General features: G+C 54.5%; 23 protein-coding genes. 15 read left to right on the top strand and 8 right to left on the bottom strand.

Annotated elements, in window-relative coordinates; all coding sequences use genetic code 11:
- Positions 1-175: 175 nt before the first annotated feature.
- From IXC47_RS15395 to IXC47_RS15380, 4 genes are all read right to left on the bottom strand, one after another.
- A complete protein-coding gene (locus IXC47_RS15395) occupies positions 176-565 on the bottom strand; it encodes a DUF1090 domain-containing protein (RefSeq protein WP_195876201.1) in 390 nt (129 codons plus the stop codon).
- A gap of 161 nt (positions 566-726) precedes the next feature.
- Complete coding sequence (locus tag IXC47_RS15390; protein WP_175626236.1) at positions 727-1614, bottom strand: CsgG/HfaB family protein; 888 nt, start codon at positions 1612-1614, stop codon at positions 727-729.
- Positions 1615-1895: 281 nt separating this feature from the next.
- Positions 1896-3812: a molecular chaperone HtpG gene (gene htpG / locus IXC47_RS15385; protein WP_195876200.1), complete on the bottom strand. Its 1917-nt coding sequence runs from the start codon at positions 3810-3812 to the stop codon at positions 1896-1898.
- 154 nt (positions 3813-3966) lie between these two features.
- Positions 3967-5433: an aminotransferase-like domain-containing protein gene (locus IXC47_RS15380; protein WP_175626238.1), complete on the bottom strand. Its 1467-nt coding sequence runs from the start codon at positions 5431-5433 to the stop codon at positions 3967-3969.
- A 130-nt stretch (positions 5434-5563) separates the two neighbouring features.
- Here IXC47_RS15380 and IXC47_RS15375 point away from each other — a divergent pair, with 130 nt between their 5' ends.
- From IXC47_RS15375 to IXC47_RS15355, 5 genes are all read left to right on the top strand, one after another.
- Positions 5564-6154, top strand: a complete 591-nt coding sequence (locus IXC47_RS15375; RefSeq protein ID WP_195876199.1) for a LysE family translocator — start codon at positions 5564-5566, stop codon at positions 6152-6154.
- A 35-nt stretch (positions 6155-6189) separates the two neighbouring features.
- A complete protein-coding gene (locus IXC47_RS15370) occupies positions 6190-7065 on the top strand; it encodes a DMT family transporter (RefSeq protein WP_230089593.1) in 876 nt (291 codons plus the stop codon).
- Positions 7066-7266: 201 nt separating this feature from the next.
- The gene (locus IXC47_RS15365; RefSeq protein ID WP_124574876.1) at positions 7267-7725 is read left to right on the top strand and encodes a RidA family protein; all 459 of its coding nucleotides are present in this window, start codon (positions 7267-7269) and stop codon (positions 7723-7725) included.
- Positions 7726-7783: 58 nt separating this feature from the next.
- On the top strand, positions 7784-8977 hold the full coding sequence (locus IXC47_RS15360) for an aminotransferase-like domain-containing protein (RefSeq protein ID WP_195876197.1): 1194 nt from the start codon (positions 7784-7786) through the stop codon (positions 8975-8977).
- A 288-nt stretch (positions 8978-9265) separates the two neighbouring features.
- Entirely contained in the window at positions 9266-10231 is a 966-nt protein-coding gene (locus tag IXC47_RS15355) for a Bug family tripartite tricarboxylate transporter substrate binding protein (RefSeq protein ID WP_175626245.1), read from the top strand.
- 509 nt (positions 10232-10740) lie between these two features.
- On the opposite strand, the gene IXC47_RS15350 is transcribed toward IXC47_RS15355, so the two are convergent.
- The gene (locus IXC47_RS15350; protein WP_195876196.1) at positions 10741-12711 is read right to left on the bottom strand and encodes an autotransporter outer membrane beta-barrel domain-containing protein; all 1971 of its coding nucleotides are present in this window, start codon (positions 12709-12711) and stop codon (positions 10741-10743) included.
- 642 nt (positions 12712-13353) lie between these two features.
- On the bottom strand, positions 13354-14697 hold the full coding sequence (locus IXC47_RS15345) for an MFS transporter (RefSeq protein WP_195876195.1): 1344 nt from the start codon (positions 14695-14697) through the stop codon (positions 13354-13356).
- A 148-nt stretch (positions 14698-14845) separates the two neighbouring features.
- On the opposite strand from IXC47_RS15345, the gene cyoA reads away from it, so the two are divergent.
- From cyoA to IXC47_RS15300, 9 genes are all read left to right on the top strand, one after another.
- Positions 14846-15862, top strand: coding sequence for a ubiquinol oxidase subunit II (gene cyoA, locus IXC47_RS15340; protein WP_175626248.1), 1017 nt, complete (start codon positions 14846-14848; stop codon positions 15860-15862).
- Positions 15862-17865 (top strand): cytochrome o ubiquinol oxidase subunit I, encoded by a 2004-nt coding sequence (cyoB, locus tag IXC47_RS15335; protein ID WP_195876194.1) that lies wholly within the window; start codon positions 15862-15864, stop codon positions 17863-17865. The genes cyoA and cyoB overlap by 1 nt, the downstream gene beginning before the upstream one ends.
- Complete coding sequence (gene cyoC, locus IXC47_RS15330) at positions 17858-18490, top strand: cytochrome o ubiquinol oxidase subunit III (protein ID WP_175626250.1); 633 nt, start codon at positions 17858-17860, stop codon at positions 18488-18490. Before cyoB ends, cyoC begins: the two co-directional genes overlap by 8 nt.
- A complete protein-coding gene (gene cyoD / locus IXC47_RS15325) occupies positions 18487-18936 on the top strand; it encodes a cytochrome o ubiquinol oxidase subunit IV (protein ID WP_175626251.1) in 450 nt (149 codons plus the stop codon). The genes cyoC and cyoD overlap by 4 nt, the downstream gene beginning before the upstream one ends.
- On the top strand, positions 18936-19796 hold the full coding sequence (locus IXC47_RS15320) for an SURF1 family protein (RefSeq protein WP_195876193.1): 861 nt from the start codon (positions 18936-18938) through the stop codon (positions 19794-19796). Before cyoD ends, IXC47_RS15320 begins: the two co-directional genes overlap by 1 nt.
- Entirely contained in the window at positions 19765-21117 is a 1353-nt protein-coding gene (locus IXC47_RS15315) for an ATP-binding protein (RefSeq protein WP_195876192.1), read from the top strand. The genes IXC47_RS15320 and IXC47_RS15315 overlap by 32 nt, the downstream gene beginning before the upstream one ends.
- Positions 21107-21646, top strand: coding sequence for a response regulator transcription factor (locus IXC47_RS15310; protein ID WP_195876191.1), 540 nt, complete (start codon positions 21107-21109; stop codon positions 21644-21646). Before IXC47_RS15315 ends, IXC47_RS15310 begins: the two co-directional genes overlap by 11 nt.
- 103 nt (positions 21647-21749) lie before the next feature.
- The gene (locus IXC47_RS15305) at positions 21750-22979 is read left to right on the top strand and encodes an MFS transporter (RefSeq protein ID WP_195876190.1); all 1230 of its coding nucleotides are present in this window, start codon (positions 21750-21752) and stop codon (positions 22977-22979) included.
- A complete protein-coding gene (locus tag IXC47_RS15300) occupies positions 22976-23440 on the top strand; it encodes a GNAT family N-acetyltransferase (RefSeq protein ID WP_195876189.1) in 465 nt (154 codons plus the stop codon). The genes IXC47_RS15305 and IXC47_RS15300 overlap by 4 nt, the downstream gene beginning before the upstream one ends.
- Positions 23441-23450: 10 nt before the next feature.
- Here the strand turns inward: IXC47_RS15300 and IXC47_RS15295 are convergent, their stop codons facing one another.
- Positions 23451-24386, bottom strand: a complete 936-nt coding sequence (locus IXC47_RS15295; RefSeq protein ID WP_230089591.1) for a pyridoxamine 5'-phosphate oxidase family protein — start codon at positions 24384-24386, stop codon at positions 23451-23453.
- The gene (locus IXC47_RS15290) at positions 24383-25009 is read right to left on the bottom strand and encodes a glutathione S-transferase family protein (protein ID WP_175626258.1); all 627 of its coding nucleotides are present in this window, start codon (positions 25007-25009) and stop codon (positions 24383-24385) included. The genes IXC47_RS15295 and IXC47_RS15290 overlap by 4 nt, the downstream gene beginning before the upstream one ends.
- Positions 25010-25111: 102 nt before the next feature.
- Between IXC47_RS15290 and IXC47_RS15285 the strand changes: the two genes are divergently transcribed.
- Positions 25112-26011 (top strand): LysR family transcriptional regulator, encoded by a 900-nt coding sequence (locus tag IXC47_RS15285; RefSeq protein WP_195876187.1) that lies wholly within the window; start codon positions 25112-25114, stop codon positions 26009-26011.
- Positions 26012-26350 lie beyond the last annotated feature (339 nt).

Here is a 26350-nt window from a genome sequence, read left to right as displayed (position 1 = left end):
CGTCGGAAAAAAGTTTGAGGGCTTTCGGTTTCTTGGGCTTTTTTACTGTGCTCATCGATGTAGTCATGGTGTTTCCCTTTCGGTATCATCTCATGACCTTCGGCACACAAAAAATCTGACAGGCTCGAATTCCATGGTCTGTATCAGCCCCGCCAGCATTCTGGCAGTTCACGCATTACTGCGTCAGCTTGTTCTTTGCTTCCTGCAGTTCGGTTTCAGCTTCCTGCAGTTTCTTTTGTTGCTTGGCGATTTTTTTGGTTTTGCCGCTGGCCTGGACTTTTTCCAGTTCAGCTTTGCGTTCAGCTACATTGTTTTCTTTTTTCTTGATGTCGGCTTCGCGTTCTTTACGCAGGCCTTCATCGGTGCAGTGATCGACGATTTGCTTGAGCGCGATATTCAATTTCTTTTCCTGCGCCTTGTTGCCATGTGCGCGCGCATGCTCGATCTGGGTTTCTACTTCCTGCCGTTTGGCGGCGCAGCCAGTCAAGGGTTCGGCTGCATGTGCGGTGATGATGACGGCTGCCAACAGCAGGCCGGACAAACAGCTGGTCTTGATGATCTTCATTACGCAACTCCTAGCTAGGTTGGAAGTCGCTTTACTGTATAGGAACTGTAGGAAACCTGGCAACACAAATAACGTGCCGCAAATGATTACGGCGACCATCAAGGTCGCCGTAGAAGTAGGGAGCTGGCAAGCTGTGATGCTTGCCGGTGCCGCCTCAGTGATTACTGTGCAGCTGGTTTAGCGGCTGCTTTGGCTGGTGCTTTTTTCTTTTTAGGTGTCGGGCTGTCGTCACCTTGTACCTTGAGCTGACCACCGGTACCCAGGCCACCTTTTACCGTTTGTTGACGGTAGTTTTTCACAGCGCGTACGACGTTGTTATACGAGTCGGTGAAAGCGGCGACGATAACCTTACCTTCAGCGGTATTGGAGTAACCACCCATGCTGCCACCAGCGCTGGAGCCGAACAATTGGCCCATAGCGCCAAAGTCCATGCTTTTCGCGCTGCCTTCAGCCGCTGCGATTTGTACGCTGGAACGGTTATCGACGACGCTCAGCAGTGTGCTGGCTTCCTTGCTGTTGATGTTGCCTGCGATGCCAGCGACTGCGCTACCCAGACCGCCACCCAGCAAACCGGCTACGCTGCCGCCCATGCCGCCAGCATTGTTGTTGCTGAAGGTGATCGATGGAACCAGACCGTAGTCGGCGGAAACCATTTTGCCTTTGCCGAAATTCGATTTCTTGCGCAGTTCACCGGATTGTTCCAGCGCGCGTTCGCCCATGATGGCGTTCATGCCACGGCCGCGTTCAACCACGACGAAGCAGTTAGATTGTTGTACCAGCAGTTTGAGGACAGGCACGGTCGAACCGAGTTTGTATTGGCCGGTCAGGACGCCATACCACGGTGCGCTCGTGTCTTCGATAATGGCGATGGTGCCCATAGGCGCATCGCAACGTTCCAGTGCGGCGTTGGCATTTTGTGCATTGGCACCACCGGCGGAACCGGTCGCTGCTGTTTTAGCACCGCTGTTGCCCATGTCCATGGTGGAGCAGGCACTCAGCAGAACGCCGGTCAGACAGAGCGGCAAGATACGCAATAAACGTTTCGACATTTCTTTCTTCCCCTAAAGATCAAATAAGCAAATCAAAATAAACAAAAATCTAATTCTTTTAACTACTCCCCGGTATATCGGAGTTGCGAATGTGAAATATTACGCGATTTTTTTGTAAATTTTGCTCAGCGGAGATGGAAAAGTCTCGTATTAGCAAATATTTACCTTTTTAGCGAACAGTCTCCCTGCGCTGACAAATAGAGATTTTCACCGTGGAAATAAAAAAGCCGCGTGAGGTACACGCGGCTTTTTAAATGTGGGCAGTTGTGAATACGTAAATCTTATTTGCTGGCCAGCCCCAACAGCATTTCATTCAGGCGCTTCACGAAGCCAGCCGGATCGTTGAGGTTGCCGCCTTCAGCCAGCAAAGCCTGGTCGAACAGGATATTCGACCAGTCGTCGAATTTCGCATCTTCGTATTTCAGGCGCTGCACCAATGGATGATCCGGATTGATTTCCAGTGTCGGTTTGGCATCCGGTGCGTCCTGTCCAGCCGCTTTCAGCATGCGCATCAGGTTGCCGGACAATTCATTCTCACCTGCAACCAGACAGGCTGGCGAGTCAGTCAGACGGAAGGTGACGCGTACTTCCTTGGCTTTGTCGGCCAATGCAGTTTGCATCTTCGCGACCAGTTCTTTGTACTGGTCTTCGGTTTCCTGGTGCTGCTTCTTCTCTGCTTCGTCTTCCAGCTGGCCAAGGTCGAGATCGCCTTTGGCGACTGATGACAATTCCTTGCCGTCGAATTCTTCGAGGAAGGACAGCATCCATTCATCGACGCGATCCGTCAGCAACAGGACTTCGATGCCTTTCTTGCGGAAGATTTCGAGGTGCGGGCTGTTCTTCGCTGCGTTATAGGATTCGCCGGTTGCGTAGTAAATCTTGCTTTGGCCTTCCTTCATGCGTGCGACGTAGTCGGCGAAGGAAACGGTTTGCGCATCGCTATCGTTATGGGTGGATGCGAAGCGCAGCAGTTTGGCGATGCGTTCCTTGTTCGCTGCATCTTCGCCTATGCCTTCTTTCAATACCTGGCCGAAGGCATTCCAGAAGGTGACGTATTTATCCTTGTCCGCCTGCTCATCGCTGTTGGCCAGCTCTTCCAGCATGGACAGCACGCGCTTGGTCGAGCCTTCGCGTATGACTTTGACGTCACGCGACTCTTGCAGGATTTCACGCGAGACGTTGAGTGGCAAATCAGCTGAGTCGATTACGCCTTTGACGAAGCGCAGGTAGACCGGCATCAGTTGTTCAGCATCATCCATGATGAAGACGCGTTTGACGTAGAGCTTGATGCCGCCACGTTTGTTGCGATCCCACAGGTCGAACGGTGCCTGGGTCGGGATGTAGAGCAGTTGCGTGTATTCGCTGCGGCCTTCGACGCGGTTATGCGTATAGGTCAGCGGTTCGCCGAAGTCGTGCGATACGTGTTTGTAGAACTCGGTGTATTGCTCAGGCGTGATTTCGTTCTTGTTGCGTGCCCACAAGGCGCTGGCCTGGTTGATGGTTTCCCATTCGTCACGCACCACGGTTTCCTTTTTCTCTTCGTCCCATTCTTCTTTCTGCATCATGATAGGCAGCGAGATATGGTCCGAGTACTTGCGGATGATGGATTTCAGTTTCCACGACGAGAGGAATTCATCTTCACCTTCGCGCAGGTGCAGGATGATGTCGGTGCCGCGATTTGCTTTGTTGATGGCTTCCACCGTGAAGTCGCCTGCGCCTTCCGACTCCCAGCGTACGCCTGCGCTGGCATCAGTACCGGCGCGACGGGTTTCGACCGTGATGCGGTCAGCGATGATGAAGCCGGAGTAAAAGCCGACGCCGAACTGACCGATCAGTGCTGCATCCTTTTGCTGGTCGCCGGACAGTTTCGAGAAGAATTCCTTGGTGCCGGATTTGGCGATGGTACCCAGATGCTCAACCGCGTCGTCGCGGGTCATGCCTATGCCGTTATCCGAAATGGTGATGGTGCGTGCGTCCTTGTCGAAGCTGACTTTGATTTTCAGGTCAGCATCGTTTTCAAACAAGGCGCCGTTGTTGATAGCTTCAAAGCGCAGTTTGTCGGCAGCATCGGAAGCGTTCGAGATCAGTTCGCGCAGGAAGATTTCCTTGTTCGAGTACAAGGAGTGGATCATCAGTTGCAGCAGTTGTTTGACTTCAGCCTGGAAACCCAGGGTTTGTTTTTGTTCTGAACCAGCCATTTTTACCTCAAAAATCAAAGAATTAGGGGGATTGCTAGTGCAAGCCTGTCTATGCGGCAGGGTTTTGCAAGCCGCTATGATGTTGCCTCGCCGCGGGCGGGTCAATCCAGACTTTCAAAAGCCTGGGCAGCAAATGGGGCTGCCCTTACTGATTTCAAGCCTTGCCCAGCTCACGTTCCAGGAAGCGCAAGATGCCCGGATCGGCCATGGCGGCGACGTTGAAGCGCATATTGGTGGACGGCAGCTGGTGCGGTGAAAACAGGCTGCCCGGTGCCAGCAGATAACCTTGCTCCATCGCTTTCTCGGTCAGGATGTTGGCATCGCAGCCTATGTCGGTCCAGGCAAACATCCCGGCCGGGGTGTGGAAATGGACCTTGATGCCTATGCGTTCCATCTGCCGGATGGTCTTGTCGCGTACTGCGGTCAGCTTGGTGCGTAGCCGGTCTGCATGCTTGCGGTAATGCCCTTCCGACAGGATGCGATACACCACGCGCTCGGTGATTTCGGTCGTTGTTAATGCGGTCAGCATCTTGCGATCGGCCAGTTGTCGCGCGATCTCCGGCGACGTGGCGATGAAGCCGACACGCAGGTTGGCGGCCAGTGTCTTGGAGAAGCCTCCGAGATAAATCACGCGATTCAATTGATCCAGCGCCGCGATGCGGGTCGCGGCTTGCACTGCGGTGCCGGGATGCATATCGCAGTAGATGTCGTCTTCCACGATCATGAAGTCGTATTGTTCGGCGATCTTTAATACCTGGAAGGCCTTGGCCGCTGACAGTGAAGTCGAGGTCGGGTTGTGCAGGATGGAGTTGATGATAAACAGCTTGGGGCGATGCAGCTCAGCCAGCGCGGCCAGTTGCGCGATGTCCGGCCCGTCCGCCAGACGTGGAATGCCGACCACCTTGGCGCCCAGCGCAGCGAAAGAACCAAACATCAGGAACCAGCCCGGGTCATCGACAAAGATGGTATCGCCCGGCTGTATGTAATGGCGTGCCACCAGATCCAGTGCTTGCGTCACACCAGCGGTGGTGACGAATTGCTCCGGCGTCGCAGCGATTTCCAGCTCCGCCATTTTCAATTGCAGTTGCTGGCGCAGTGGCAGGAAGCCTTGCGGGATGCCGTATTGCAGCAGCAGGCTGGGGTTTTGCCGGCTGACTGCGCGCAAGGCATTCGCGACCAGGTCGCCATCCAGCCATTCATTCGGCAGCAAGCCTACGCCCGGCATTTTTTGCGGTGGCAACTGACGGAACATATTGCGTACCAGCCAGACCACATCGACCGGTTGCGGTGTTGCCGTGAGCGTGCCTTGCGCGCGCGGCGTCAGCATGGGCGAGCGATCACGGACGTAGAAGCCGGAGCCGCGCCGCGATTCCAGCAAGCCGCCAGCGACCAGGCGATCGTAGGCTTCGACCACGGTAAAGCGCGAGACCTGGTGCTGATCCGAGAACTGGCGTATCGACGGCATGCGTGCGCCGGTGCGCAGAATTTTGTCATCGATGCGGCTGGTGATCAGTTGCACGATTTGCTCTATCAGCGAGCTGCCGGACGTACGCGACAGCAGCGGGCGTTGTGCTTCGGCAGGGGCGGGCGAGGCTGATGCGGATTTGGCTGTATTGGTCATTTTGCCATGACAGTGAGTAAATTAATTCCTTAAGTGTACTGGTACTGTATTGGTTTTGTCGATTACGATGTTTTCCTGAAAAATCGGTAATCAACACTTGTTAAGTGTTTTGCCATACCCGTGGAAAATTATGGAATCGCTGCTGCCACTTTCCTTATTCGCCTTCGTTTCGTCGATTACGCCGGGGCCGAATAACATCATGCTGACTTCGTCCGGCATACGCTTTGGCTTTATGCGCTCGCTGCCGCATATGTTTGGCGTAGTCTTTGGTTTCAGCGTGATTCTCGCACTGTGTGCAGCGGGCATAGGCAGCCTGATCGTTGCGATGCCGGCTTTGCATATCGTATTAAAAACGATAGGTTCTACTTACCTCGTGTATCTGGCCTGGCAGTTGCGCAGCATGGCCTTTACGCAGGAGGTGGATGCCGATGTGCGTCCGATGTCATTCATCGGTGCTTCCCTGTTCCAGTTCGCAAATCCGAAGGCGTGGGTGATGGCGGTGACCGGCGCTTCGGCTTTCCTGCCGCCGGTACAACCGGTGTGGCTGTCGATCGCCGTGTTTTGCTTCATCTTCGGCATCATCAATTTTCCATGCATCAGCATCTGGGCCGGTACCGGCGCAGTGTTGCGGCGCTATCTGACGCAGGCTAAATGGCGGCGCGTGTTTTGCGCAGTCATGATCGTCCTCACTTTGTACTCTGCTGTGGCAATCTGGCTATGAATATCCAATCAAAAATAATGACAAGGTCATCTGTAATGACACAAGAAACCAAAGGCATGTGGCTGGGCGCAATCGGTGTGGCGATGTTTAGCCTGACGCTACCGTTTACCCGTATCGCGGTCGCTGAGTTGCATCCGGTATTTGTTGCGCTCGGACGTGCGGTGGTGGCAGCGGCGTGCTCGGCCATTTTGCTGTGGTGGAGTGGTGCGGTGCGTCCGACCAAAGCGCAGATGAAATCCTTGCTGATTACCGCGCTGGGCGTGGTGGTCGGTTTTCCGGTGTTTTCTTCGATCGCGATGCACTATGTTCCGGCGTCACATGGCGCGATCATCCTCGGCATCCTGCCGTTGGCGACTGCCTTGTTCGGCGCCTTGCGTTTTGGTGAGCGGCCTTCAATCGGTTTCTGGATTGCGGCAGTAGTGGGCAGCGCATTGGTGGTTGGCTTTGCCTTGCAGCAGGGCGGTGGTGAATTGCACATTGCCGACCTCGCATTGTTTATAGCGGTGCTGGCGGCGGCCATGGGCTATGCCGAAGGCGGACGTTTGTCGCAAACGATGGGCGGCCAGCAAGTCATTTCGTGGGCGTTGGTGTTATCGATGCCTGTAGTTTTGCCGGTAACGGTATGGCTGGGCTGGAAGCACGGGGTGACTGCGTCGCCTGCAGCCTGGGCAGGTTTTGCCTATGTGTCGCTGTTTTCGATGTTTATCGGCTTCTTCTTTTGGTACAAGGGTTTGGCGCTGGGCGGTATCGCACGCGTCGGGCAGGTGCAGTTGATACAGCCGTTCCTGACCCTGCTGGGTGCGGCCGTGATCCTTGGTGAATTGCTGGAACTGCGCACCTTTTTGTTTGCGCTCGCCATTATTGCTGTGGTGGCAATAGGGAGAAAGATGCCGATCAGACGTCTAAGTTGATGCCCATTCCTGGACGAATTCCGCTTTAGCGGCGATTTTGTGACGATAGTTCGGAAGGAAAGCCGCGGATTTGAGATAATCGCAGGATTCCTTCCGTGAGCCATATTGCTGCGATGGCAATTTGCCATCATCGTAGCCACGGACTTCTGTTCATTGCCATTCCTGCTTTGCACGGAGTGGCATCAATTTTTTGGAGTACTTATGTCTGTTTACGACAAGCTGAAAGCCTTGAACATCGAATTGCCAGCTGTCGCTGCACCAGTCGCAGCCTACGTCATGCATGCGCAAACGGGTAACACGGTTTTCCTGTCCGGCCATATCGCGAAGAAAGACGGCAAGCCATGGGTAGGCCAATTGGGCAAGAACATCACAACTGATGAAGCCAAGCTGGCAGCACGCGGCGTGGCGATTGACCTGATCGCGACCTTGCAGGCAGCATGCGGCGGCGATCTGAATCGCGTCAAACGCATCGTCAAAATCATGGGTCTGGTGAACTCCACCGGTGATTACACCGAGCAGCACCTGGTCACTAACGGCGCCTCCGAATTGCTGGCTGAGGTATTCGGCCCGCAAGGCTTGCATGCCCGTTCTGCATTTGGCGTCGCGCAAATCCCGCTGGGCGCATGCGTAGAAATCGAATTGATCGCTGAAGTGATCTAAGCAGTACCCATGCCCCGGAGTGCCGGGGCGTGAGCCTTGTATATACCGTGAAGTAATCATGAAAATCGAACACCCAACGCCGATTAACTGGCAATTCGCCAAACGTGCAGAACAACTGCAAAGCTCGGTCATCCGCGAAATCCTGAAAATCACGATGCGCCCGGACATCATCTCCTTTGCCGGCGGACTGCCATCACCGGCAACCTTCCCGGTCGAGCATATGAAAGCGGCGTTCGATAAGGTGTTGTCGCAACAGGGCAAGATCGCGCTGCAATACGGACCGAGCGATGGCTATGCGCCCTTGCGTGAATGGATAGCGGATTCGCTGTCCATCCCGGGTTCGGTAATCACGCCGGATCAGGTCTTGATGGTGTCCGGTTCGCAGCAGGCGCTGGATCTGCTCGGCAAAGTACTGATCGAAGAAAACAGCAAAGTGCTGGTTGAAACTCCGAGTTACCTCGGTGCCTTGCAAGCGTTCTCCGTGTACCAGCCGCAATTCGTTTCGGTGCCTACCGACGACTACGGCTTGTTGCCGGAAGCAGTCGATGGCATCGCCGACGGTGCGCGTCTGCTGTATGCCTTGCCTAACTTCCACAATCCGACCGGACGCACCATGTCGGTGGAACGTCGGATGGCATTGGTGGAAACTTGCGCGCGCCATGGCTTGCCGCTGATCGAGGATGATCCGTACGGCGCACTCAGCTATCGCGCTGAACCGCTGCCGAAGATGCTGACCATGAATCCTAGCGGCGTGATTTACATGGGTTCGTTCTCCAAGGTGCTGACACCGGGCATACGCCTTGGTTACGTCGTTGGCCCGACCCCATTGATACGCAAACTGGAGCAGGCGAAGCAAGCTGCTGATCTGCACACCTCGCAACTGACACAGATGGTGGTGTATGAAGCGATCAAGGATGGCTTCCTCGCGGAACACATTCCATCGATCCGTACCTTGTACGCGAACCAGTGTCAGGTGATGCTGGATGCGTTGGCTGAATTTGCACCGGAAGGCGTGAAGTGGAACAAGCCTGAGGGCGGCATGTTCATCTGGGTCACGCTGCCTAAGCATATTGATTGCATGCAGTTGCTGGAAGAGGCGATTGCGCAGAAAGTGGCATTCGTACCGGGTGCGCCTTTCTATGCGAATGAGGCGGAGAAAAATACTTTGCGCTTGAGTTTTGTGACTGTGCCGCCGGAGAAGATACGTGAAGGCGTGGCTACATTGGCCAAGTTGATTGCTGCGAAGATTTGATTGGTTGCTTGGGATTTAAAAAGCCGCTCTGTATAGAGCGGCTTTTTTATTGTCTGTTCGCACAGTCGACCTGACACTACGTGGGCTTACCGCCTGTCGTGCGTTCTTTCGCTAAACCCGGCTGTCACCATACTAAAAATAATATGATTTAGGCAACAAGATAATTGTCTTGACAAAAAAATCCATAGATATAATCTTTCGCAAGCATGTGCGATTGTATACATGGACTCATGTTCTTGTATGCAAATGACTTCTTAATATAAAAAATACAATTTTGGAGACAAGATCATGAAACTCAAAATCCCCCTCTTGCTGCTTGCCGGACTGTGCCTATCCGTCAGCGCGTTTGCTCAGTCCTGGCCGACCAGGCCGGTGACCTTGATCGTACCGTTCCCTCCGGGTGGCGGAACGGATGCTTTTGCACGTCCGCTGGCGGCGCAGCTGACCAAACAGCTGGGCAAGACGGTCATCATCGATAACCGTGGTGGTGCAGGTGGAACGCTTGGTGCGGGCGTTGCAGCGAAATCTCCGCCTGATGGATACACGTTTTTCATAGGCGCAGCGCATCATGCAATTGCACCGGCGCTGTATCCTAAGCTCGCTTACGATCTGCAAAAAGATTTCATCCCGATTACCGTCATTGCCACGCCACCACAGGTGATCGTAGTCAACACGCAGCGCGTTCCGGTGCAGGATCTGAAAGGCTTGCTGGATTACGTAAGAAAGAATCCAGGCAAGCTGAACTTCGGCTCGGCCGGTAACGGTACTTCGCATCATTTGGCGGGTGAACTGTTCAAGATACAGACCAAGACCTTCATTACCCATATTCCATACCGTGGTGCAGGGCCTGCGTTGCAGGACTTGATCGGCGGCCAGCTCGATATGATGTTCGACGGCCTCGGTTCTTCGGCCAGCCATATCAAGAGCGGCCGCATTAAGGCACTTGCCGTCGCATCGCCCAAGCGCGCACCGGGCTTTCCTGACGTTCCGACAGCTGCAGAAGCCGGTGTACCAGGCTATGAAGTATCTACCTGGTACGGTCTATGGGCGATCAAGGGCACGCCGCCCGAGGTGGTCGAGCGTATGACGGAAGAAGTCAAGAAAGCGCTGGCATCTCCGGAAATCCAGCACAACTGGACGAGTGCAGGCTCGGATATTCCGCACATGTCACAGGCAGAATTTACTGCGATGATCGCGTCCGAAATAGCGCGCTGGGGGCAGGTGGTCAAGAGCTCCGGCGTCAAGCTGGAATAGATGGGTAAAACAGCCGCCACTTGGCGGCTGTTTTCTTATATGGAGAAGCATGCCTGGGGTCGTAAGCAAATGTCTGCTTACGTGTGGATTTGCATCGAGAACTGACCCACGTTTAGAACCCAATCCTACTTACCAAAGTGAGTAGGAGATTGGAGTGATCGACGTTCCCCGACTTCTCTCGATAAATATGCGTTCAAACTTTCAGCCTGGTTAAAGACCGATGCAACGAAGTCACGCAAGCAAAGACGGACTTTGAAACAGATGTACATCGACTTGTGTGCATTGGGATTTGAAGGGTCGTATGACCGGTTCGCAGCCTTCGCCAGACAGTGGAAGGTGGATCAATTAGAGAGGGGCAATTCTGCGAGCAAATCAACAGACGGTATACACACCATTGCTTGCGGATACTCCAGCGTGATCGCTATGTCAGCTATCGGCCAATAGCGGACACGCAGAGATGTAAAAAAAGCGACCAAATGGTCGCTTTTTTTTGGGGCACTTCTAAGGCGTCAGAACGCCCACTTCGCCCGAACCGATGCGGTGTGATTCAGGTATTCCGAACGACCTTCTGCATCGTAGCGGAAACTAACTTCCGTACTATTGGCAGCCAACATGCTGTAGCCGATGCCACCACGCACCAGCCACGGGGAGTGGTCAATGCCGGTCGTCACAAATGCTTGTCCAGGCGCACCAGCATAGGTAGAAATGATATTGCCCCGCTCATTGATGGCGTCGTAGCCGATACCAAGATTGGCATCTAGGCGAGATGTGTTCGAGAAGCGATGCTGCAGATACCCATCCGCACCAATCACAAACGCTTCTGCTTTGTTCGAACCCACGGCCAGGTTTAATGCATCCGCACCATTCTCGGTGTAGCCCTGAGATTTGAGCCATGTGTAATCGGCACGCAGTGTCGGCGTCAGCGTCGTCTTTTCATTTAACGCGAACGCTTGCGAAATAGCTGCACCAACATGCGCGCTATAAGTACGGTAATCGGCACGTGCTGTGCGGTTTAATCCACCAAAGTCGATGTGGCGTGTGGATTCGTTGTTACTGACGCCAAGGTCACCTTGAAACGAGAAAGTGCGATTGTCACCAATATCTTTACTCCCATACAACGCAACAATGTGCGAACCGATATTGGCACGTTGTGCGGACCCATTCAGTTCGGTATTGCCGTTGACCGAGGTCTTGGCGTAAGCGTAGGCCACACCAAAGCGAGCACCCTGCGCGACTTGTGCATCGGCACCCAATGCCAGCCCCCAGGTATCTGCTTTGAAGCCAGCAGCGCCACTGCGGTCATCCTGCTCAGCACGGGAGCCAAATACCTTGCCCCATGCATTTTTATTGGACAGTGCATCGCCTGATGACAAACCGGTTGTGTTGCCATTACCCTGCATCTGGTTCTGCACCACTTTCTGGAAGCTGCTCAAGGTGCCTTGCACAGCGTGATTGCCGGAGATAAGCGGCAGTGTCTGGGCCACGGCGCGGGCCACACTGCGCTCGTCCGGTTGCCGGCCAAGTGCAGTGACGACGTTGGCCATATCGCCGGTTGGAGTTCCCTGAACCTGGGTGTCAAGGACGCTGGCTGCACCTAAGGCTGAGTACAGACCATGCTTGAGTGCCGAACCGTAGACGGTGGTGCCGGATGTGCCGCTACCACTGGCAATGACATTCAGGTCAACGCTGTTGCTGTTGACGGTGGCGTTGAAGTCGAACAATGCGGAGTTGTCAGTTACGATGAAGCTCGTTGCGTTCAGCGTACCGGCCGTGACTACACCCGTCAAAGTGAGGTTGTTGGCCAGCGTAGGGCTGCCAATGACATTGACGGCGAGGTTGCTGTTGTTGAAGTTGGCCACGCCACTGACTTGCAGCCTGCCGTAGTTCGTGCTGTCGGCGACGCCAATGGTCAAGGTCTGGCTGCCACCCTGGGTGTAACTGCCTAGTGCCAGTGTGCCAGCGTTTACGGTCGTGTCACCACCCCAGGAGTTGTTGCCGGCGATGGTGAGGGTACCTGCGCCCAATTTGGTGAAGCCACCGGTGCCGATTAGGATGCCGGGCCTTTGCACACCAACGTTATAGCCATTGGTATCGAAGAAGGCACCGCCACCGTTAATAACAATTTCCCCGGAACTGAAATTGGGGAAGAATTCGAACTCATCGGATCTGGCCTGCAGAATACCGCCATCCCAATGAAGCTCCCCCGTACCGATACCCTTAAAAATGTAAGGTGTTGATAACACGCCACGAGAGCCGCTGGTGCCGCTGATTGTCAACTGAGAGTAGGCGGTGGGATTCGCTGCAAGGATCGTCGCAGTACGAGCGATGATGCTTGCACCATTCTCAACCATGACAAAAGCGTTCCCATCCCAGCCTACATAGAGATCGCCGCTCGTTGTCCATGTTGCGCCTGTGCCGCTAACGAATACTTCGCCCTGGCTAGTATTGCTCAAGCCGATAAAGGCATTGGTATTGGTCACTGTGCTGCCGCTCGTAACATTCAGTCGAGCGGTAGTATTTAGGCCAACATAAAGATCCCCTGCAGCATCAAGACTCGTACCTGAGGGCACGGTCTGGGTAACTCCGTCAATGGTTGCATCTGCTACTGCAGTGCCTGCTGACAGTCCAAGCAAGGTAGCGAGCGCCAGTTTGTTGACTGATTTACCTGTTCTGCCTCCATTGCGTGCTTTTTCTGAAGTAACCTGAGAGGTGCCTGAACATAGATTAAGGACAGATTTAAAGCAGTGGTTCATGAGTATTTTCCAGGTTAGATGGATAGCCTAGGGCGGCAGATGACAAATGAATTACGGGCCAATTGGATCGACAAGAAAAATATGTCGTCGGCCGCCTGTGTTACTGATGTTTTATTTAGGCAACATTAGACAGCAAAACTAGAAGGTTGAACATCCCCGAAATCAGTGATGTTCAGGGAGTATGTGGCATTGATGAAGAGAGGCACTTCAAGACGAATGTCTGCATTGGGTCGAAAGCGGACATTCTTTCTTAGCGCGCTTGCGATTGAGTGGCAGTGTAGGCGTTCTTGCTGTGCATATAAATAAAAAGGGCAGACATTTATATGTCTGCCCTTTTTGCTTCCGGCGCACTAAGCGCCAGCCTTAAAGCTAGTTCCGAATTTCCAGTGCTCTATTCAGACTCAGTGCCGCCAGCGAACCAACTGCACCAGACAGCAGGTAGAGGCTGACATAACCCAGGCCGAAGTGTGCCGACAGGCCCAGTGCGACCAGCGGTGCAAATGCAGCACCGACCAGCCATGCCAGATCCGAGGTGAGGGCAGCGCCGGTGTAGCGGTACTTCGCGTGGAAGTTGGCCGATACTGCACCAGCAGCCTGACCATACGACAAACCGAGCAGCGCGAAGCCGATCAGGATGAAGAGGTCTTCACCGCGGGTGCCGCCATTGAGCAGCATAGGAACGAAGCCGCTGAAGATGGCGATCAGGCAGGCCAGCGTACCGAGTGTGGTGCGACGTCCGAATCTATCCGCAACCAGGCCGGAGATGACGATGCCGACTGCTGCCAGCGCTGCGCCCATCATTTGTACGTGCAGGAAGGCACTGATGGAGCGATCCGAGTACAGGCTGATCCACGACAATGGGAATACAGTTACCAGATGGAACAGGGCATAGCTGGCCAATGCTGCCAGTGCGCCGATGATCAGGTTGCGGCCTTGTTTTTGCACAATTTCAGTCGCGCTGACCGGCTCCAGCTCTTGTTCATCCAGCAGGTGCGAGTATTCAGGTGTGGACACCAGACGCAAGCGGGCGAACAGTGCCACCACGTTGATCGCAAACGCTACATAGAACGGATAGCGCCAGCCCCAGTCGAGGAAGTCGGCGCGCGACAACTCGGACAGGAGATAGGAGAACAATCCGGCAGCAATCGCGAAACCAACCGGCGCACCGAGTTGACCCAGCATCGCATACCAGCCGCGGCGGTTTTGCGGTGCATTGAGTGCCAGCAGCGAAGGCAAGCCGTCCCACGAGCCGCCCAGCGCGATGCCTTGGCCTATGCGCAACAGCGACAGGGCCAGGATGGCGCTGGCACCCAGTTGGGCGTAATTCGGCAGGAAGGCAATACCAGCCGTGGAGAAGCCGAGCAGGAAGAGCGCCAGCGTGAGCTTGGCTTCCCGGCTAAACCGGCGTTGAATTGCCATAAAGATAACGGTCCCTAGCGGTCGGGCCAGGAAAGCGAAGGCAAACACGGTAAATGAATACAGTGTGGCTTCTAGAGGTTGTGCAAATGGAAAGAAAACAGCTGGGAATACCAACACCGAAGCGATGGCGTATACAAAGAAGTCGAAATACTCTGATGCGCGACCAATAACAACGCCAATGGCAATTTCCCCCGGGGCAATGTGACCACCACGAGTGTTGATCAGTCTAGGACCATTACCAGGCGAGGCAAGTTTGGAGTCATCTGGAAGTACGGTGTCATACGTGTTAGCCATAATTATGTCTCCAATCATGTTGAACACCGCGCTGACGCCGTCCCACACCACAAGTCCCTTACCCGTAGGGTGGGACAAAACGTCCAATCGGCAACGCGCGCTGTTTGTATTACATTATCACGATCTCCCAACCTCCGTAATGCATTGAATGACTTCTTTGATAACTCGTCGCGGATTAATGCTGTTACCACTCACATTGCTGGCCGGATGTGACTGGGTAGTATTGAATCCATCAGGTGACATTGCCGCTCAGCAGGGACAACTAATCGTTGTTTCCACGCTACTTATGTTGTTGATTATTGTTCCTGTCATCGCCCTGACGATTTTATTCGCATGGCGCTACCGCAAGAGCAACACCGAAGCTAAATACGACCCAGACTGGGATCATTCTACACAACTCGAATTGGTGATCTGGGGCGCTCCGCTGCTGATCATTATCGCATTGGGTCTGATCACCTGGATCAGTACTCACAAGCTCGACCCATATCGTCCGCTCGACCGCCTGGATGCCAACCGTCCGATTTCGGCTGCTGCTGAACCGCTGACGATTGAAGTTGTGGCGCTCGACTGGAAGTGGTTGTTCATCTATCCGGAACAAGGTATTGCAACTATTAATGAGTTGGCGACACCTGTTGACGTGCCTATCCGCTTCAAGATCACGGCATCGACAGTCATGAACTCGTTCTATATTCCTGCACTGGCTGGTCAGATCTACGCAATGCCAGGCATGGAAACCCAGCTGAACGCGGTTATTAATAAGCCAGGTACGTTTGACGGCTTCTCGGCGAACTTCAGTGGCCCGGGCTTCTCGCACATGCGCTTCAAGTATCACGGCATGGACGTAGCTGACTTTGATCAATGGGTGAAAGACGCGAAGAAAAACGGCCAGACCCTGGATCGTGCGGTTTACACCGAACTCGAACAGCCTAGCGAACGTGAGCCGGTACGTCACTTCGGTAAAGTTGCGCCAGACCTGTATCACGCTGTCCTGAATCGTTGCGTCGCTGAAGGCACTGTCTGCATGAATAAAATCATGCACGAAGACATGACCCGTATGAAGGTTCAGGCTGCAGCGAAGAATTTCCTCAGAGACGACAAAACAGCCCTTGCTGAAATCGATGCAGCGGTATGTACTCCGTCCACCAATTTATTGAAGAGTAACTAATGCAAGACCATACTGATCTGACGAAGCTTATCTTCGGCCGTCTGAATTGGGACGCAATTCCGTTCCATGAGCCTATCCTGCTGGTGACGTTTGCAATGGTTGTCCTGGGCGGCATCGCTGTCCTGGGCGGCATTACATACTTCCGTTTGTGGGGTACTTTGTGGCGTGACTGGATCACCAGCATCGATCACAAGAAAATCGGCATCATGTACATGATCCTCGGTTTGATCATGCTGATGCGCGGCTTTGCCGATGCATTGATGATGCGCGCCCAGCAAGCGATTGCTTTCGGCGACAACCCAGGCTTCCTGCCACCACATCACTACGACCAGATCTTCACCGCGCACGGCGTGATCATGATTTTCTTCGTGGCGATGCCATTGGTTACCGGTCTGATGAACTACGTAGTGCCACTGCAAATCGGTGCACGCGACGTTGCTTTCCCATTCCTGAATAACTTCAGCTTCTGGATGACCACCTTCGGTGCTGTCCTGGTGATGGCTTCACTGTTCGTTGGTGAATTCGCAAAAACCGGCTGGCTGGCTTATCCACCGCTGTCGGGTATTCTGGCGAGTCCGGACGTCGGGGTTGATTACTACATCTGGTCATTACAGATTGCCGGTGTCGGCACGCTGCTGTCAGGTGTCAACCTGATCGTCACCATCGTCAAGATGCGTGCACCAGGCATGGACATGATGAAGATGCCAGTGTTCAGCTGGACCGCTCTGTGTACCAACGTTCTGATCGTTGCTGCGTTCCCGGTACTGACCGCAGTACTGGCGATGTTGTCGCTGGATCGTATCTTCGGCACCAACTTCTTCACCAATGATCTGGGCGGCAACGCGATGATGTATGTCAACCTGATCTGGATCTGGGGACATCCTGAAGTCTACATTCTGATCCTGCCGTTGTTCGGCGTGTTCTCGGAAGTGGTATCGACCTTCTCGGCCAAGCGTCTGTTCGGTTACACCTCGATGGTGTACGCGACCGTGGTTATTACCATCCTGTCTTACCTGGTGTGGCTGCATCACTTCTTCACCATGGGTTCAGGGGCCAGCGTCAACTCGTTCTTCGGTATCACCACGATGATTATCTCGATCCCTACCGGCGCGAAGATTTTCAACTGGTTGTTCACGATGTATCGCGGCCGTATCCGTTTCGAACTGCCTATGATGTGGACCATCGGCTTTATGATCACTTTCGTGATCGGCGGTATGACCGGCGTCTTGCTGGCAGTACCACCAGCTGACTTTGTATTGCATAACAGCCTGTTCCTGATCGCTCACTTCCATAACGTGATTATCGGTGGTGTGTTGTTCGGCCTGTTTGCAGGTATCAACTACTGGTTCCCGAAAGCATTCGGCTTCAAGCTGGACGTGTTCTGGGGTAAATGCTCGTTCTGGTTCTGGATCGTCGGTTTCTGGATGGCCTTCATGCCGTTGTACGTACTCGGCCTGATGGGTGTTACCCGTCGTATGAGCCAGTTCCAGGATCCATCGCTGCAAATCTGGTTCCAGGTTGCTGCGTTCGGTGCGGTCCTGATCGCGCTGGGTATCGGTTCGATGCTGATCCAGTTCTACGTCAGCTTCCGTCGTCGCGATGAATTGCGTGACGTGACTGGTGATCCATGGGATGGCCGTACTCTGGAATGGTCGACTTCGTCGCCACCACCAGACTACAACTTCGCGTTCACACCTAAGGTCTACGATAACGATACCTGGGCTGACATGAAGAAGAATGGTTACAAGCGTCCGCTGGAAGGTTTCACCGCTATCCATATGCCGAAAAACACTGGCGCAGGCTTCATCATTTCGGCGATCAGCGCAGCGATTGGTTTCTGCCTGATCTGGCAAATGTGGCTGGTGGCAAGCGTGACCTTTGTGGTCCTGCTGGCAGCGATCATCATCCATACCTTTAATTACAAACGCGATTATTACATTCCGGCGGAAGAAGTAGCCCGTACCGAAAATCTTCGCACTCGCTTGTTGGAAAGCCATGTCTGAAATTACCGCAAACTCAAGCGCTCTGAGCGCTGACCCAAGCGCGCGTTACTACGTGCAAGAGCATCATCCGGAAAACGGCACCTTGCTGGGTTTCTGGTTGTACCTGATGAGCGACTGCCTGATTTTCGCGTGTCTGTTCGCAACCTACGCAGTATTGGGTCGCAACTACGCAGGCGGTCCTACCGGTGCTGACCTGTTTGACCTGCCACTGGTAGCGATGAATACGGCTTTCCTGCTGTTGTCGTCGATTACCTACGGCTTCGCCATGCTGGAAGCACAACGCAAACGCCTGAACGCCACCATGATCTGGCTGGCAGTCACCGGTTTGCTCGGCGCAGCCTTCCTGGCACTCGAACTGTATGAGTTCAGCCACCTGTTGCACGAAGGTGCAGGTCCGCAACGCAGCGGCTTCCTGACGGCCTTCTTTGCCCTGGTTGCTACCCACGGTCTGCACGTGACCTTCGGTATCGTCTGGCTGGTTACCCTGATGTTCCAATTGAAACGTCACGGTCTGATTCCTGAAAACGGTCGTCGCCTGATGTGCCTGTCGATGTTCTGGCACTTCCTGGACGTGATCTGGATCGGTGTATTTACCTTTGTTTATCTGATGGGAGTGTTGCCATGAGCGATCATCACGCACACGGCGCGCATGGCGCCGACCACGGCCATGGTCATGGTCACGACGACGGTCACGCACACGGCAGCCTGAAAAGCTACGCCATCGGTTTCATCCTGTCGGTCATCCTGACAGCGATTCCGTTCTGGCTGGTCATGGCCAAGGTGTTTGACAGCTCCAGCACTACCGCATTTGTTATCCTCGGCTTTGCTGCGGTACAAGTTGTAGTGCATATGATTTACTTCCTGCACATGAACACCAAGTCGGAAGGTGGCTGGTCGATGCTGGGTCTGATCTTCACCGTGATGGTGGTTGTGATCATGCTGGCTGGTTCGATCTGGGTCATGTACCACATGAACCACAACATGATGCCGCACCTGATGGATCCTACCAATGAGCTGCACACTTCATCGAATGCGATGACGGGCGCAGCCCAGCAGATGAATCATCGCTAATGACTGATCAGTCTGCACAGACGAGCGGCTCGGTTTCGAAGGAAGCCGGGCCGCTTTCACGTTCGACCACCACCTTGACGGTGCTGGCCGTGATAGCGCTCGTTTTGTTCACCGGCCTGGTCGCCCTTGGCACCTGGCAGGTATATCGGCTGCAGTGGAAGCTGGCGTTGATCGAACGTGTCGAACAACGCGTGCATGCTGCCGCTACCCCGGCACCGGGACCTCAAGCATGGCCGCAAGTCAGCGCAGCCAATGATGAGTACCGGCATGTCAGCGTCAGCGGCAATTTCCTGTATGAGCAGTCGGTCAAGGTACAGGCAGTCACCGAACTGGGTGCAGGTTTCTGGGTGTTAACACCGTTGCGTAGCGCAGACGGCAATATCTTCCTGATCAATCGTGGTTACATACCGGAACGCAGCACACCGGCGGCAGGTGATCCGCAGCAAGTGGTCAGCGTCAGCGGCTTGTTGCGTATCAGCGAGCCGGGTGGTGGTTTCCTGCGTCACAACGATCCGGCCGGCAATCGCTGGTATTCGCGTGACGTGCAGGCGATCGCTGCGCAACACCAGCTGGCACCGGTCGCACCTTACTTCATCGACGCGGAAGCGGCCAAGCCTACAGCTGGCAGCGCGGTCGCAGATCGGACTATCGCTGAGCCGGTCGGTGGTCTGACCATCATCTCATTTCATAATAACCATCTCGTCTATGCACTTACTTGGTATGCTCTTGCCTTGATGGTGGCGGGCGCGGCTTTTTGGTTCAGGCGCGAAGAGCGCAAGGCGCGCGCTGCCGGCACCCGTGCTGACCGTATAGACCGAGAAACCGAAGATGTTGGGAAAAACCGAAGCGCCAGCGAATAAGGACGCCGTAAAAGAGCGGGATCGCTGGTCGACCACGGATAGCGAAAATTCCGTAGGCCACAAAAACATGCAACAGTTGATCCAGCTGCGCTGGATCGCCGTCGTTGGACAAATTACAACGATAGCTGTGGTCACGCTGGGTCTGGGCATCGAGCTACCGGTACGGCATATGCTGGAGGTGCTGGTCTGCCTGGTTGCTTTCAATATTGCCAGCCACCTGCGCTGGCACGAACGTCCCCGGGTTTCGAATAGCGAGTTGTTCCTCGCCCTGCTGGTCGACGTTGCTATCCTCACAGCCCAGCTCTATCTCAGCGGCGGCACCACCAATCCTTTCATCTTCCTCTACCTGCTACAGGTCATCCTCAGCGCCGTGTTGCTGGAAGCGTGGTCGACCTGGATTATCGTCGCGATCACCAGCGCCTGCCTGGTCGCCTTGTCGATACTCTCCAGCCCGCTGACGCTGCCTTACGATCACGAATACCTGGTCTTCAGCATGTATGTGCAAGGTGTGCTGATCTGCTTTTCGCTGAACGCCATCCTGCTGGCTTTTTTCATCACGCGTATCAATCGCAACCTGCGTACCGGTGCGACGCAACTGGCCGACCTGCGCAAGCGTGCGACGGAAGAGGAAAACATTGTGCGCATGGGGCTGTTGGCTTCCGGCGCTGCTCATGAATTGGGTACGCCATTGGCGACGCTGTCGGTGATCCTGGGTGACTGGCGTCGCATGCCAGAGTTCACCAACAATCCGGAACTGCGGGCTGAAATCGTCGAGATGGAAACGCAACTCAAGCGTTGCAAGGCCATCGTCAGCAGCATCCTGTTGTCGGCCGGTGAAGCGCGCGGTGAATCGTCGGTGAAAACCACGCTCAACACTTTCCTGAATGATTTGGCGGCAGAGTGGCGCAGCAGTCGTGCGATTACCTACTTTGAATACAAGAACCGCATAGAACAGGACGTACCTGTTGTATTCGATTCGGTATTGAAACAAATGATCTGCAATGTATTGGATAATGCGGTCGAAGCGTCGCCACATTGGGTTCGGCTGGAAGTATCAAGCAAGGAAGATGTGCTGACTTTGCTGATTACCGATGCAGGTCCCGGTTTTCCACCCGACATGTTGTCGCAGATAGGCAAGCCTTATCAATCGACCAAAGGACGTCCGGGTAGCGGTCTGGGCTTGTTCCTGGTGGTGAATGTTGCACGCAAACTGGGTGGTACTGTTGCCGCCCGTAACCGTAAAGAGGGTGGGGCGGCTGTGGAGCTGACCTTGCCGCTCTCTGCTATCAGTCTCGACGAGGATGATGAAGATGTCGGCTGATAACCGTCTATTGCTGATTATTGAAGATGACGCGGCGTTTGCCCGCACGCTGGGTCGTTCGTTTGAACGACGCGGTTACACCGTGCTGCTCGCCGCCAACCTGGAAGCAGCGAGTGCGCTTTTGCGCGAGCACAATCCCGGCTATGCGGTAGTCGATCTCAAGCTGGAAGGAAATACCTCCGGTCTCGCTAGCGTACAGATGTTGCACAAGCATGATCCGGCGATGCTGATCGTGGTCCTGACCGGTTTCGCCAGCCTCAACACCGCAGTGGAAGCCATCAAGCTGGGTGCCTGCCAATACCTTGCCAAACCATCGAATACAGATGACATCGAAGCAGCCTTCGGTCATGTAGCAGGTGTGGTCGAGATCGAAGTGAGCAATCGTTCGACTTCGATCAAGACGCTGGAGTGGGAGCGCATACATGAAGTGCTGGTGGAAACTGACTTCAATATTTCGGAAGCGGCACGACGTCTTGGTATGCATAGACGGACGCTGGCGCGCAAGCTGGAAAAGCAGCGTATCAAATAGTGGTTCTATATCGCTCCTTGCATAGATAACTCAGGGGCTTGTCTGTATGACAGCTTATTTGCTAGTGCTGACAAGCTTTCCGGATTTCCTTTAAGCTTCTGCTATGTCATCCGCAGATTTTCCTACTCCCGCCGCAGTTTCCGCTGTTCCGCCCAAATATCTCAATACTTCAGCCTTGCTCCTGATGGCACTGGCTTCTGGTCTGTGCGCGGGCGGCAATTATTTCAACCAGCCTTTATTGCATTCGATTGCACTTAGCCTGGACGTCAGTGAAACGACGGCCGCGCTCACAGTAACCATGGCGCAGGTGTCATATGCGTTGGGCCTGGTGTTGCTGGTGCCGCTGGGCGACAAGCTGGAGCGGCGCGGCCTGGCAGTCACGCTTATGTTGCTGGCTGCCACCGGACAATTCATTAGCGGTTTCTCTGTCAGCATCACGATGCTGTCCATCGGCATCATCATGGCGGGTTTGTTTTCCGTGGCGGCGCAGATCATGGTGCCGATGGCGGCGACCCTCTCTGATCCCGGTCGTAGTGGTCGTGCGGTCGGACTGGTGATGAGCGGTTTGCTGATCGGTATCCTGACTGCGCGCAGCCTGGCCGGTTTGTTGTCAGAGCTGGGTGGCTGGACCACCGTGTATCGGGTTGCAGGTGTCATCATGTTGCTGGTGGCGCTGGCTTTGTGGCGTTTGCTGCCACCTTCGCGCAATCCGGCACAGGTAAGTTATCTGCAAGTACTGCGTTCGATGACAACACTGATCGGACGTTATCCACGCCTGCGCAGTCGCTCGCTGATGGGAGCGTTGACCTTCGCTTCGGTGAGTGTGTTGTTCTCCACCATGGCCTTGTTATTGTCGGGCCCGAATCACGGTTTGAGCGATGCAAGCATTGGCCTGGTGGGTCTGGTCGGTATCGCTGGTGCATTGATGGCCAGCGTGGCCGGGCGTCTGGCCGACAAAGGCTTTGGCGTGACCACCAGCATTACTTGTCTGCTCTTGCTTTTGCTGGCCTGGGTTTGTTTCTGGCTGGGTAGCACCAGCCTGCTGTGGTTCCTGGTCGGCATGCTGGTAATCGACCTGGCGCTGCAAGGTTTGCACATCACGAATCAAAGCGTGGTCCTGCAACTGGAACCGCAAGCGCGTTCACGTCTGAATGCGGTGTATATGACCAGCTATTTCATCGGTGCCGCTTCTGGTTCCGCGCTGGGTTCGCTGGCGTGGCGTCTCGGTGGCTGGCATGCAATCTGTATCGTCGGCGTGGTGCTGACCTTGCTGGCGGGTGCGGTGTTTTTGTATGATCGCAAACTGGCACGTGCAGAGTTAAAAGCAATATGAGTACTTATCCAAACCAACATCTCTCCACCGTCGACAATAGCGAATTCGCGCTGTTGACGGAGATCTGGGAACAGTCGGTGCGTGCGACGCATGACTTCCTGAGCGAAGCAGATATCAGGGATCTCAAGCCAAGAGTATTGAACGACTATTTGCCGCTGATGGCTTTGCGCGCATATCGCGATGAGGCTGGCAATGTACAGGGATTCATAGGTGCTTTGAATGGCAAGATAGAGATGCTGTTCATCGCACCCGGGAGTCGCGGTCGCGGCATAGGCAAGGCACTGGTGCGCTATGCAGTCGATATCATGGGCGCGCATGAACTCGATGTGAATGAACAAAATCCGCAAGCGCTGGGTTTTTATCAGCGCATGGGGTTCGAGGTAGTGGGGCGCTCCGCACTGGATGGGCAGGGTAATCCTTTTCCCTTGCTGCATATGAAATTGGCTGCGACTCCGGCTTAAATTTTCCTGTTCAAGACACTTCTGTCCAGACACCGGTGCGTGCGGTAGTCGGTGCAATTTCGCGCAGGCTCCAGCGCAGCGGGATCGCATGTGCCTGCCACCAGCCGCCATTGATGTGAAAGCGCCATATGCGTTCCGCACCAGTCAAGGCAGCAGCCTCCTTCGATTGCCACAGTACTTCGGTCCGGCCTTGCAGATGCAGCAAACCACCGCTGGCGTAGTCAACGAAGAGCAAGGCTGCACGCGGCTCCAGCAACATATTTCCGAGCGTATTGAAGTACTTGTTGCCGTTGAAGTCCGGTATCGTCAGCGTGTTGCCATCAATCCGGATGAAACCTGGCATACCGCCACGGTGCGAGATATCCGGCCCGCCCATGCTGGTTTCATGCGTCCCTGAAGTGGTCGCTACAAAAAGACTGTCCGCGTTGTGGATCAGCTTGCGTGCGGCCGCATCGAGGTCGGTAAAACTTTGCACCGGTTGTGCAACTTCACCCGGCGGCGCTGCATACACATCGCGTAGTTGTATATAGCGTGGGCAGTTGCCGAACGATTGCGTCACGCTGATGCTCACACCTTCATCACCTGTCTGCTGTATTACACCGTTAGCGCGATTACGCCTGCGGGTGTTGAAGTCTATGCCCAGCATGCCTACCTGCTTAGCGCTTAAAAATTGCTGCTTGCTGCTGCCCGGCCAATGCGCATCTGCGGTGATGTGCAAATGCTGCGGATCGGGCGACGAGACGAAACCTGGCGCGCCGGTCACGATGTTGGCGACCGGCCAGCCGCTGTCGTCCGTCGTTGCCAGCATCAGATAGGGCAACAACGGAAAGAATTGCCGGTGCTGTTCCGGCATGAAGTTGCGTATCGCAGCGGCAGGCGTACCACTACCTGCCAGTGCATGCGCCTGCACTTCTCCAGTATGAAAGAGCTCCGGCTGGATGTTCATGCTGCTTCCGGTATCGCTGAACGTGGCATTGCCACAAAGCCTGGCAGTTGCTCTATGCGTGCCAGCCATGAACGTACTGCCGGATATTGATCCAGCGGAATGCCGCCTTCCGGTGCGTGCGCTATATATGAATGACAAGCCAGGTCGGCGATGGTTGGATGATGGGTCGCGAGATAGTTGCGGCTAGCGAGATGCTGTTCCATGAAGCCGAGCAAATCGTGACCGATCTCGGCTGCACGGACTGGATCATCCTTGCCCATTTTCCATAAGCGATAGATACGCGCATTGGCCGGGCCGTAACGTAATTCGCCCGCCGCAATCGACAACCAGCGCTGCACTTGTGCTGCACCTACGGCATCTTCAGGCAACCACAGGCTGCCTGCAGCGTAACGTTTGGCCAGATAAACCAGGATGGCATTGCTGTCGCTCAGCACCACGTCGCCATCGCACAGCACCGGAATCTGACCGAGTGGATTCAGTTGACGGAAGTCAGCAGAGGCGCGCACCGTCGCATCGGCATTCACGGCTTCAAATGGAATATTGAGCAGATTCAGGAAGAGGGCGACGCGATGGCAGTGACCGGACAGGGTGACGCCATAGAGTTTGATGCTGGGGGTGGTCATGATTTACTCCTTCGGTTTGGGTGACTAAATCTTAGTTATTCCTTAAATTGATGTAAATTAGGCGAAATTGAAATTTACTGTTTCAAAATTAGGAAGAATTAAATGGACAGACTGGACGAGCTCGAAGTCTTTATCGCCATCCTGGATAGCGGCAGCCTGATAGGTGCCAGCCGTAAACTACGACGCTCCCCGCCAGCCATCACGCGGGCCTTGGGTGCGCTGGAAGAACGTGTCGGCACCCGTCTGATTGAACGCACCACGCGTCACCTGGTGGCGACCGAGGCAGGCTTGCGCCTGGCGCAACATGCGCGGCGCGTACTGAGCGATTACGAGGAAACGGTGCAGGAAGATGCGTCTGCGCCTTTGCGCGGTGTGTTGAAGGTGACGGCGCCGGTTGTGTTCGGGCGGCGTCATGTCGCGCCTATCGTTAATAGCTATCTGGATCTATATCCCGAGATGCGGGTGGAGCTGGTTACCAATGACCGTAACCTGGATTTCATAGAAGAAGGAATAGATGTCGGCGTGCGCATAGGTGCAATGGCCGATACCAGCATGGTGGCGCGGCGGGTCGGGCAAGTGCAGAGCCTGCTGGTCGCCAGTCCTGACTATATTGCGCGCAAGAGTGCGCCGAAATCGATCGCGGAGATTGCTGAGCACGATGTGATTTTTACCGCCATCCGCGAGAAAGCACCGGAGTGGCGCTTCCGGCATAACGGGCGTGAACAAATTGTCGCGCTGACGCCGCGCCTGATTGTGAATGAAATCGATGCGGTGTTACTGGCGGCCAAAGCCGGACGCGGTCTGGCGCGGGTGTTGTCGTATCAGGTTGCAGATGAATTGCTGGCAGGTACTTTGTTGCGCGTGCTGCCTAAAATTGAATCGCCTGTTTTGCCGGTTCAGCTGATCGTCCCCAGCGCACGCCTGATGGCACCCAAATCCCGCGCCTTCCTTGACCTTGCCATCAGCAAATTGAGTACATTGAACGTTATCCAGACTTCCTGATATTTGGCGTTTGAATTCGCGCACTTATATTTGCCGAACAGTCCGCATTACCAGTTTTTTGCCACTTCCGGCGGGGACAGTCACGCTACTGTTTCCGCCCGTTTCATTCCCATCGTTTTAACCGGCTGTAGCCGTTTTGCTGAATCCGTTTTTTCATTTCCTCAGTATAAGTATCCGTGACGAATTAGTTTTCATTTGTCAACGCTTGTTGTGTAAAGTACGTTGGTATTAAAGTTGACAAATGTAAATGAACTTATTCACCATTTGTGACTCATGTTATAAATGTTTATAACGAGAATTTAATACTTTGGTTCACGGGCTGTTTTCTTTGCAAGAGAC

Source organism: Herminiimonas contaminans (genome assembly GCF_015645465.1).
Classification (GTDB): domain Bacteria; phylum Pseudomonadota; class Gammaproteobacteria; order Burkholderiales; family Burkholderiaceae_D; genus Oxalicibacterium; species Oxalicibacterium contaminans.
The sequence above is the reverse complement of the archived record's forward strand: the minus strand, read 5'-3'. Positions and strand labels throughout refer to the sequence as shown.

Excerpts from the sequence above, each read along its gene's own strand:
- htpG (WP_195876200.1), bottom strand. The coding sequence starts at position 3,812 with ATGGCTGGTTCAGAACAAAAACAAACCCTGGGTTTCCAGGCTGAAGTC.
- IXC47_RS15380 (WP_175626238.1), bottom strand. The coding sequence starts at position 5,433 with ATGACCAATACAGCCAAATCCGCATCAGCCTCGCCCGCCCCTGCCGAA.
- IXC47_RS15305 (WP_195876190.1), top strand. The coding sequence starts at position 21,750 with ATGTCATCCGCAGATTTTCCTACTCCCGCCGCAGTTTCCGCTGTTCCG.
- IXC47_RS15360 (WP_195876197.1), top strand. The coding sequence starts at position 7,784 with ATGAAAATCGAACACCCAACGCCGATTAACTGGCAATTCGCCAAACGT.
- IXC47_RS15310 (WP_195876191.1), top strand. The coding sequence starts at position 21,107 with ATGTCGGCTGATAACCGTCTATTGCTGATTATTGAAGATGACGCGGCG.
- cyoC (WP_175626250.1), top strand. The coding sequence starts at position 17,858 with ATGTCTGAAATTACCGCAAACTCAAGCGCTCTGAGCGCTGACCCAAGC.
- IXC47_RS15390 (WP_175626236.1), bottom strand. The coding sequence starts at position 1,614 with ATGTCGAAACGTTTATTGCGTATCTTGCCGCTCTGTCTGACCGGCGTT.
- cyoA (WP_175626248.1), top strand. The coding sequence starts at position 14,846 with ATGACTTCTTTGATAACTCGTCGCGGATTAATGCTGTTACCACTCACA.
- IXC47_RS15345 (WP_195876195.1), bottom strand. The coding sequence starts at position 14,697 with ATGGCTAACACGTATGACACCGTACTTCCAGATGACTCCAAACTTGCC.
- IXC47_RS15375 (WP_195876199.1), top strand. The coding sequence starts at position 5,564 with ATGGAATCGCTGCTGCCACTTTCCTTATTCGCCTTCGTTTCGTCGATT.
- IXC47_RS15300 (WP_195876189.1), top strand. The coding sequence starts at position 22,976 with ATGAGTACTTATCCAAACCAACATCTCTCCACCGTCGACAATAGCGAA.
- IXC47_RS15315 (WP_195876192.1), top strand. The coding sequence starts at position 19,765 with ATGTTGGGAAAAACCGAAGCGCCAGCGAATAAGGACGCCGTAAAAGAG.
- IXC47_RS15370 (WP_230089593.1), top strand. The coding sequence starts at position 6,190 with ATGACACAAGAAACCAAAGGCATGTGGCTGGGCGCAATCGGTGTGGCG.
- IXC47_RS15295 (WP_230089591.1), bottom strand. The coding sequence starts at position 24,386 with ATGAACATCCAGCCGGAGCTCTTTCATACTGGAGAAGTGCAGGCGCAT.
- IXC47_RS15285 (WP_195876187.1), top strand. The coding sequence starts at position 25,112 with ATGGACAGACTGGACGAGCTCGAAGTCTTTATCGCCATCCTGGATAGC.
- IXC47_RS15290 (WP_175626258.1), bottom strand. The coding sequence starts at position 25,009 with ATGACCACCCCCAGCATCAAACTCTATGGCGTCACCCTGTCCGGTCAC.
- IXC47_RS15395 (WP_195876201.1), bottom strand. The coding sequence starts at position 565 with ATGAAGATCATCAAGACCAGCTGTTTGTCCGGCCTGCTGTTGGCAGCC.
- IXC47_RS15365 (WP_124574876.1), top strand. The coding sequence starts at position 7,267 with ATGTCTGTTTACGACAAGCTGAAAGCCTTGAACATCGAATTGCCAGCT.
- IXC47_RS15355 (WP_175626245.1), top strand. The coding sequence starts at position 9,266 with ATGAAACTCAAAATCCCCCTCTTGCTGCTTGCCGGACTGTGCCTATCC.
- cyoB (WP_195876194.1), top strand. The coding sequence starts at position 15,862 with ATGCAAGACCATACTGATCTGACGAAGCTTATCTTCGGCCGTCTGAAT.
- cyoD (WP_175626251.1), top strand. The coding sequence starts at position 18,487 with ATGAGCGATCATCACGCACACGGCGCGCATGGCGCCGACCACGGCCAT.
- IXC47_RS15320 (WP_195876193.1), top strand. The coding sequence starts at position 18,936 with ATGACTGATCAGTCTGCACAGACGAGCGGCTCGGTTTCGAAGGAAGCC.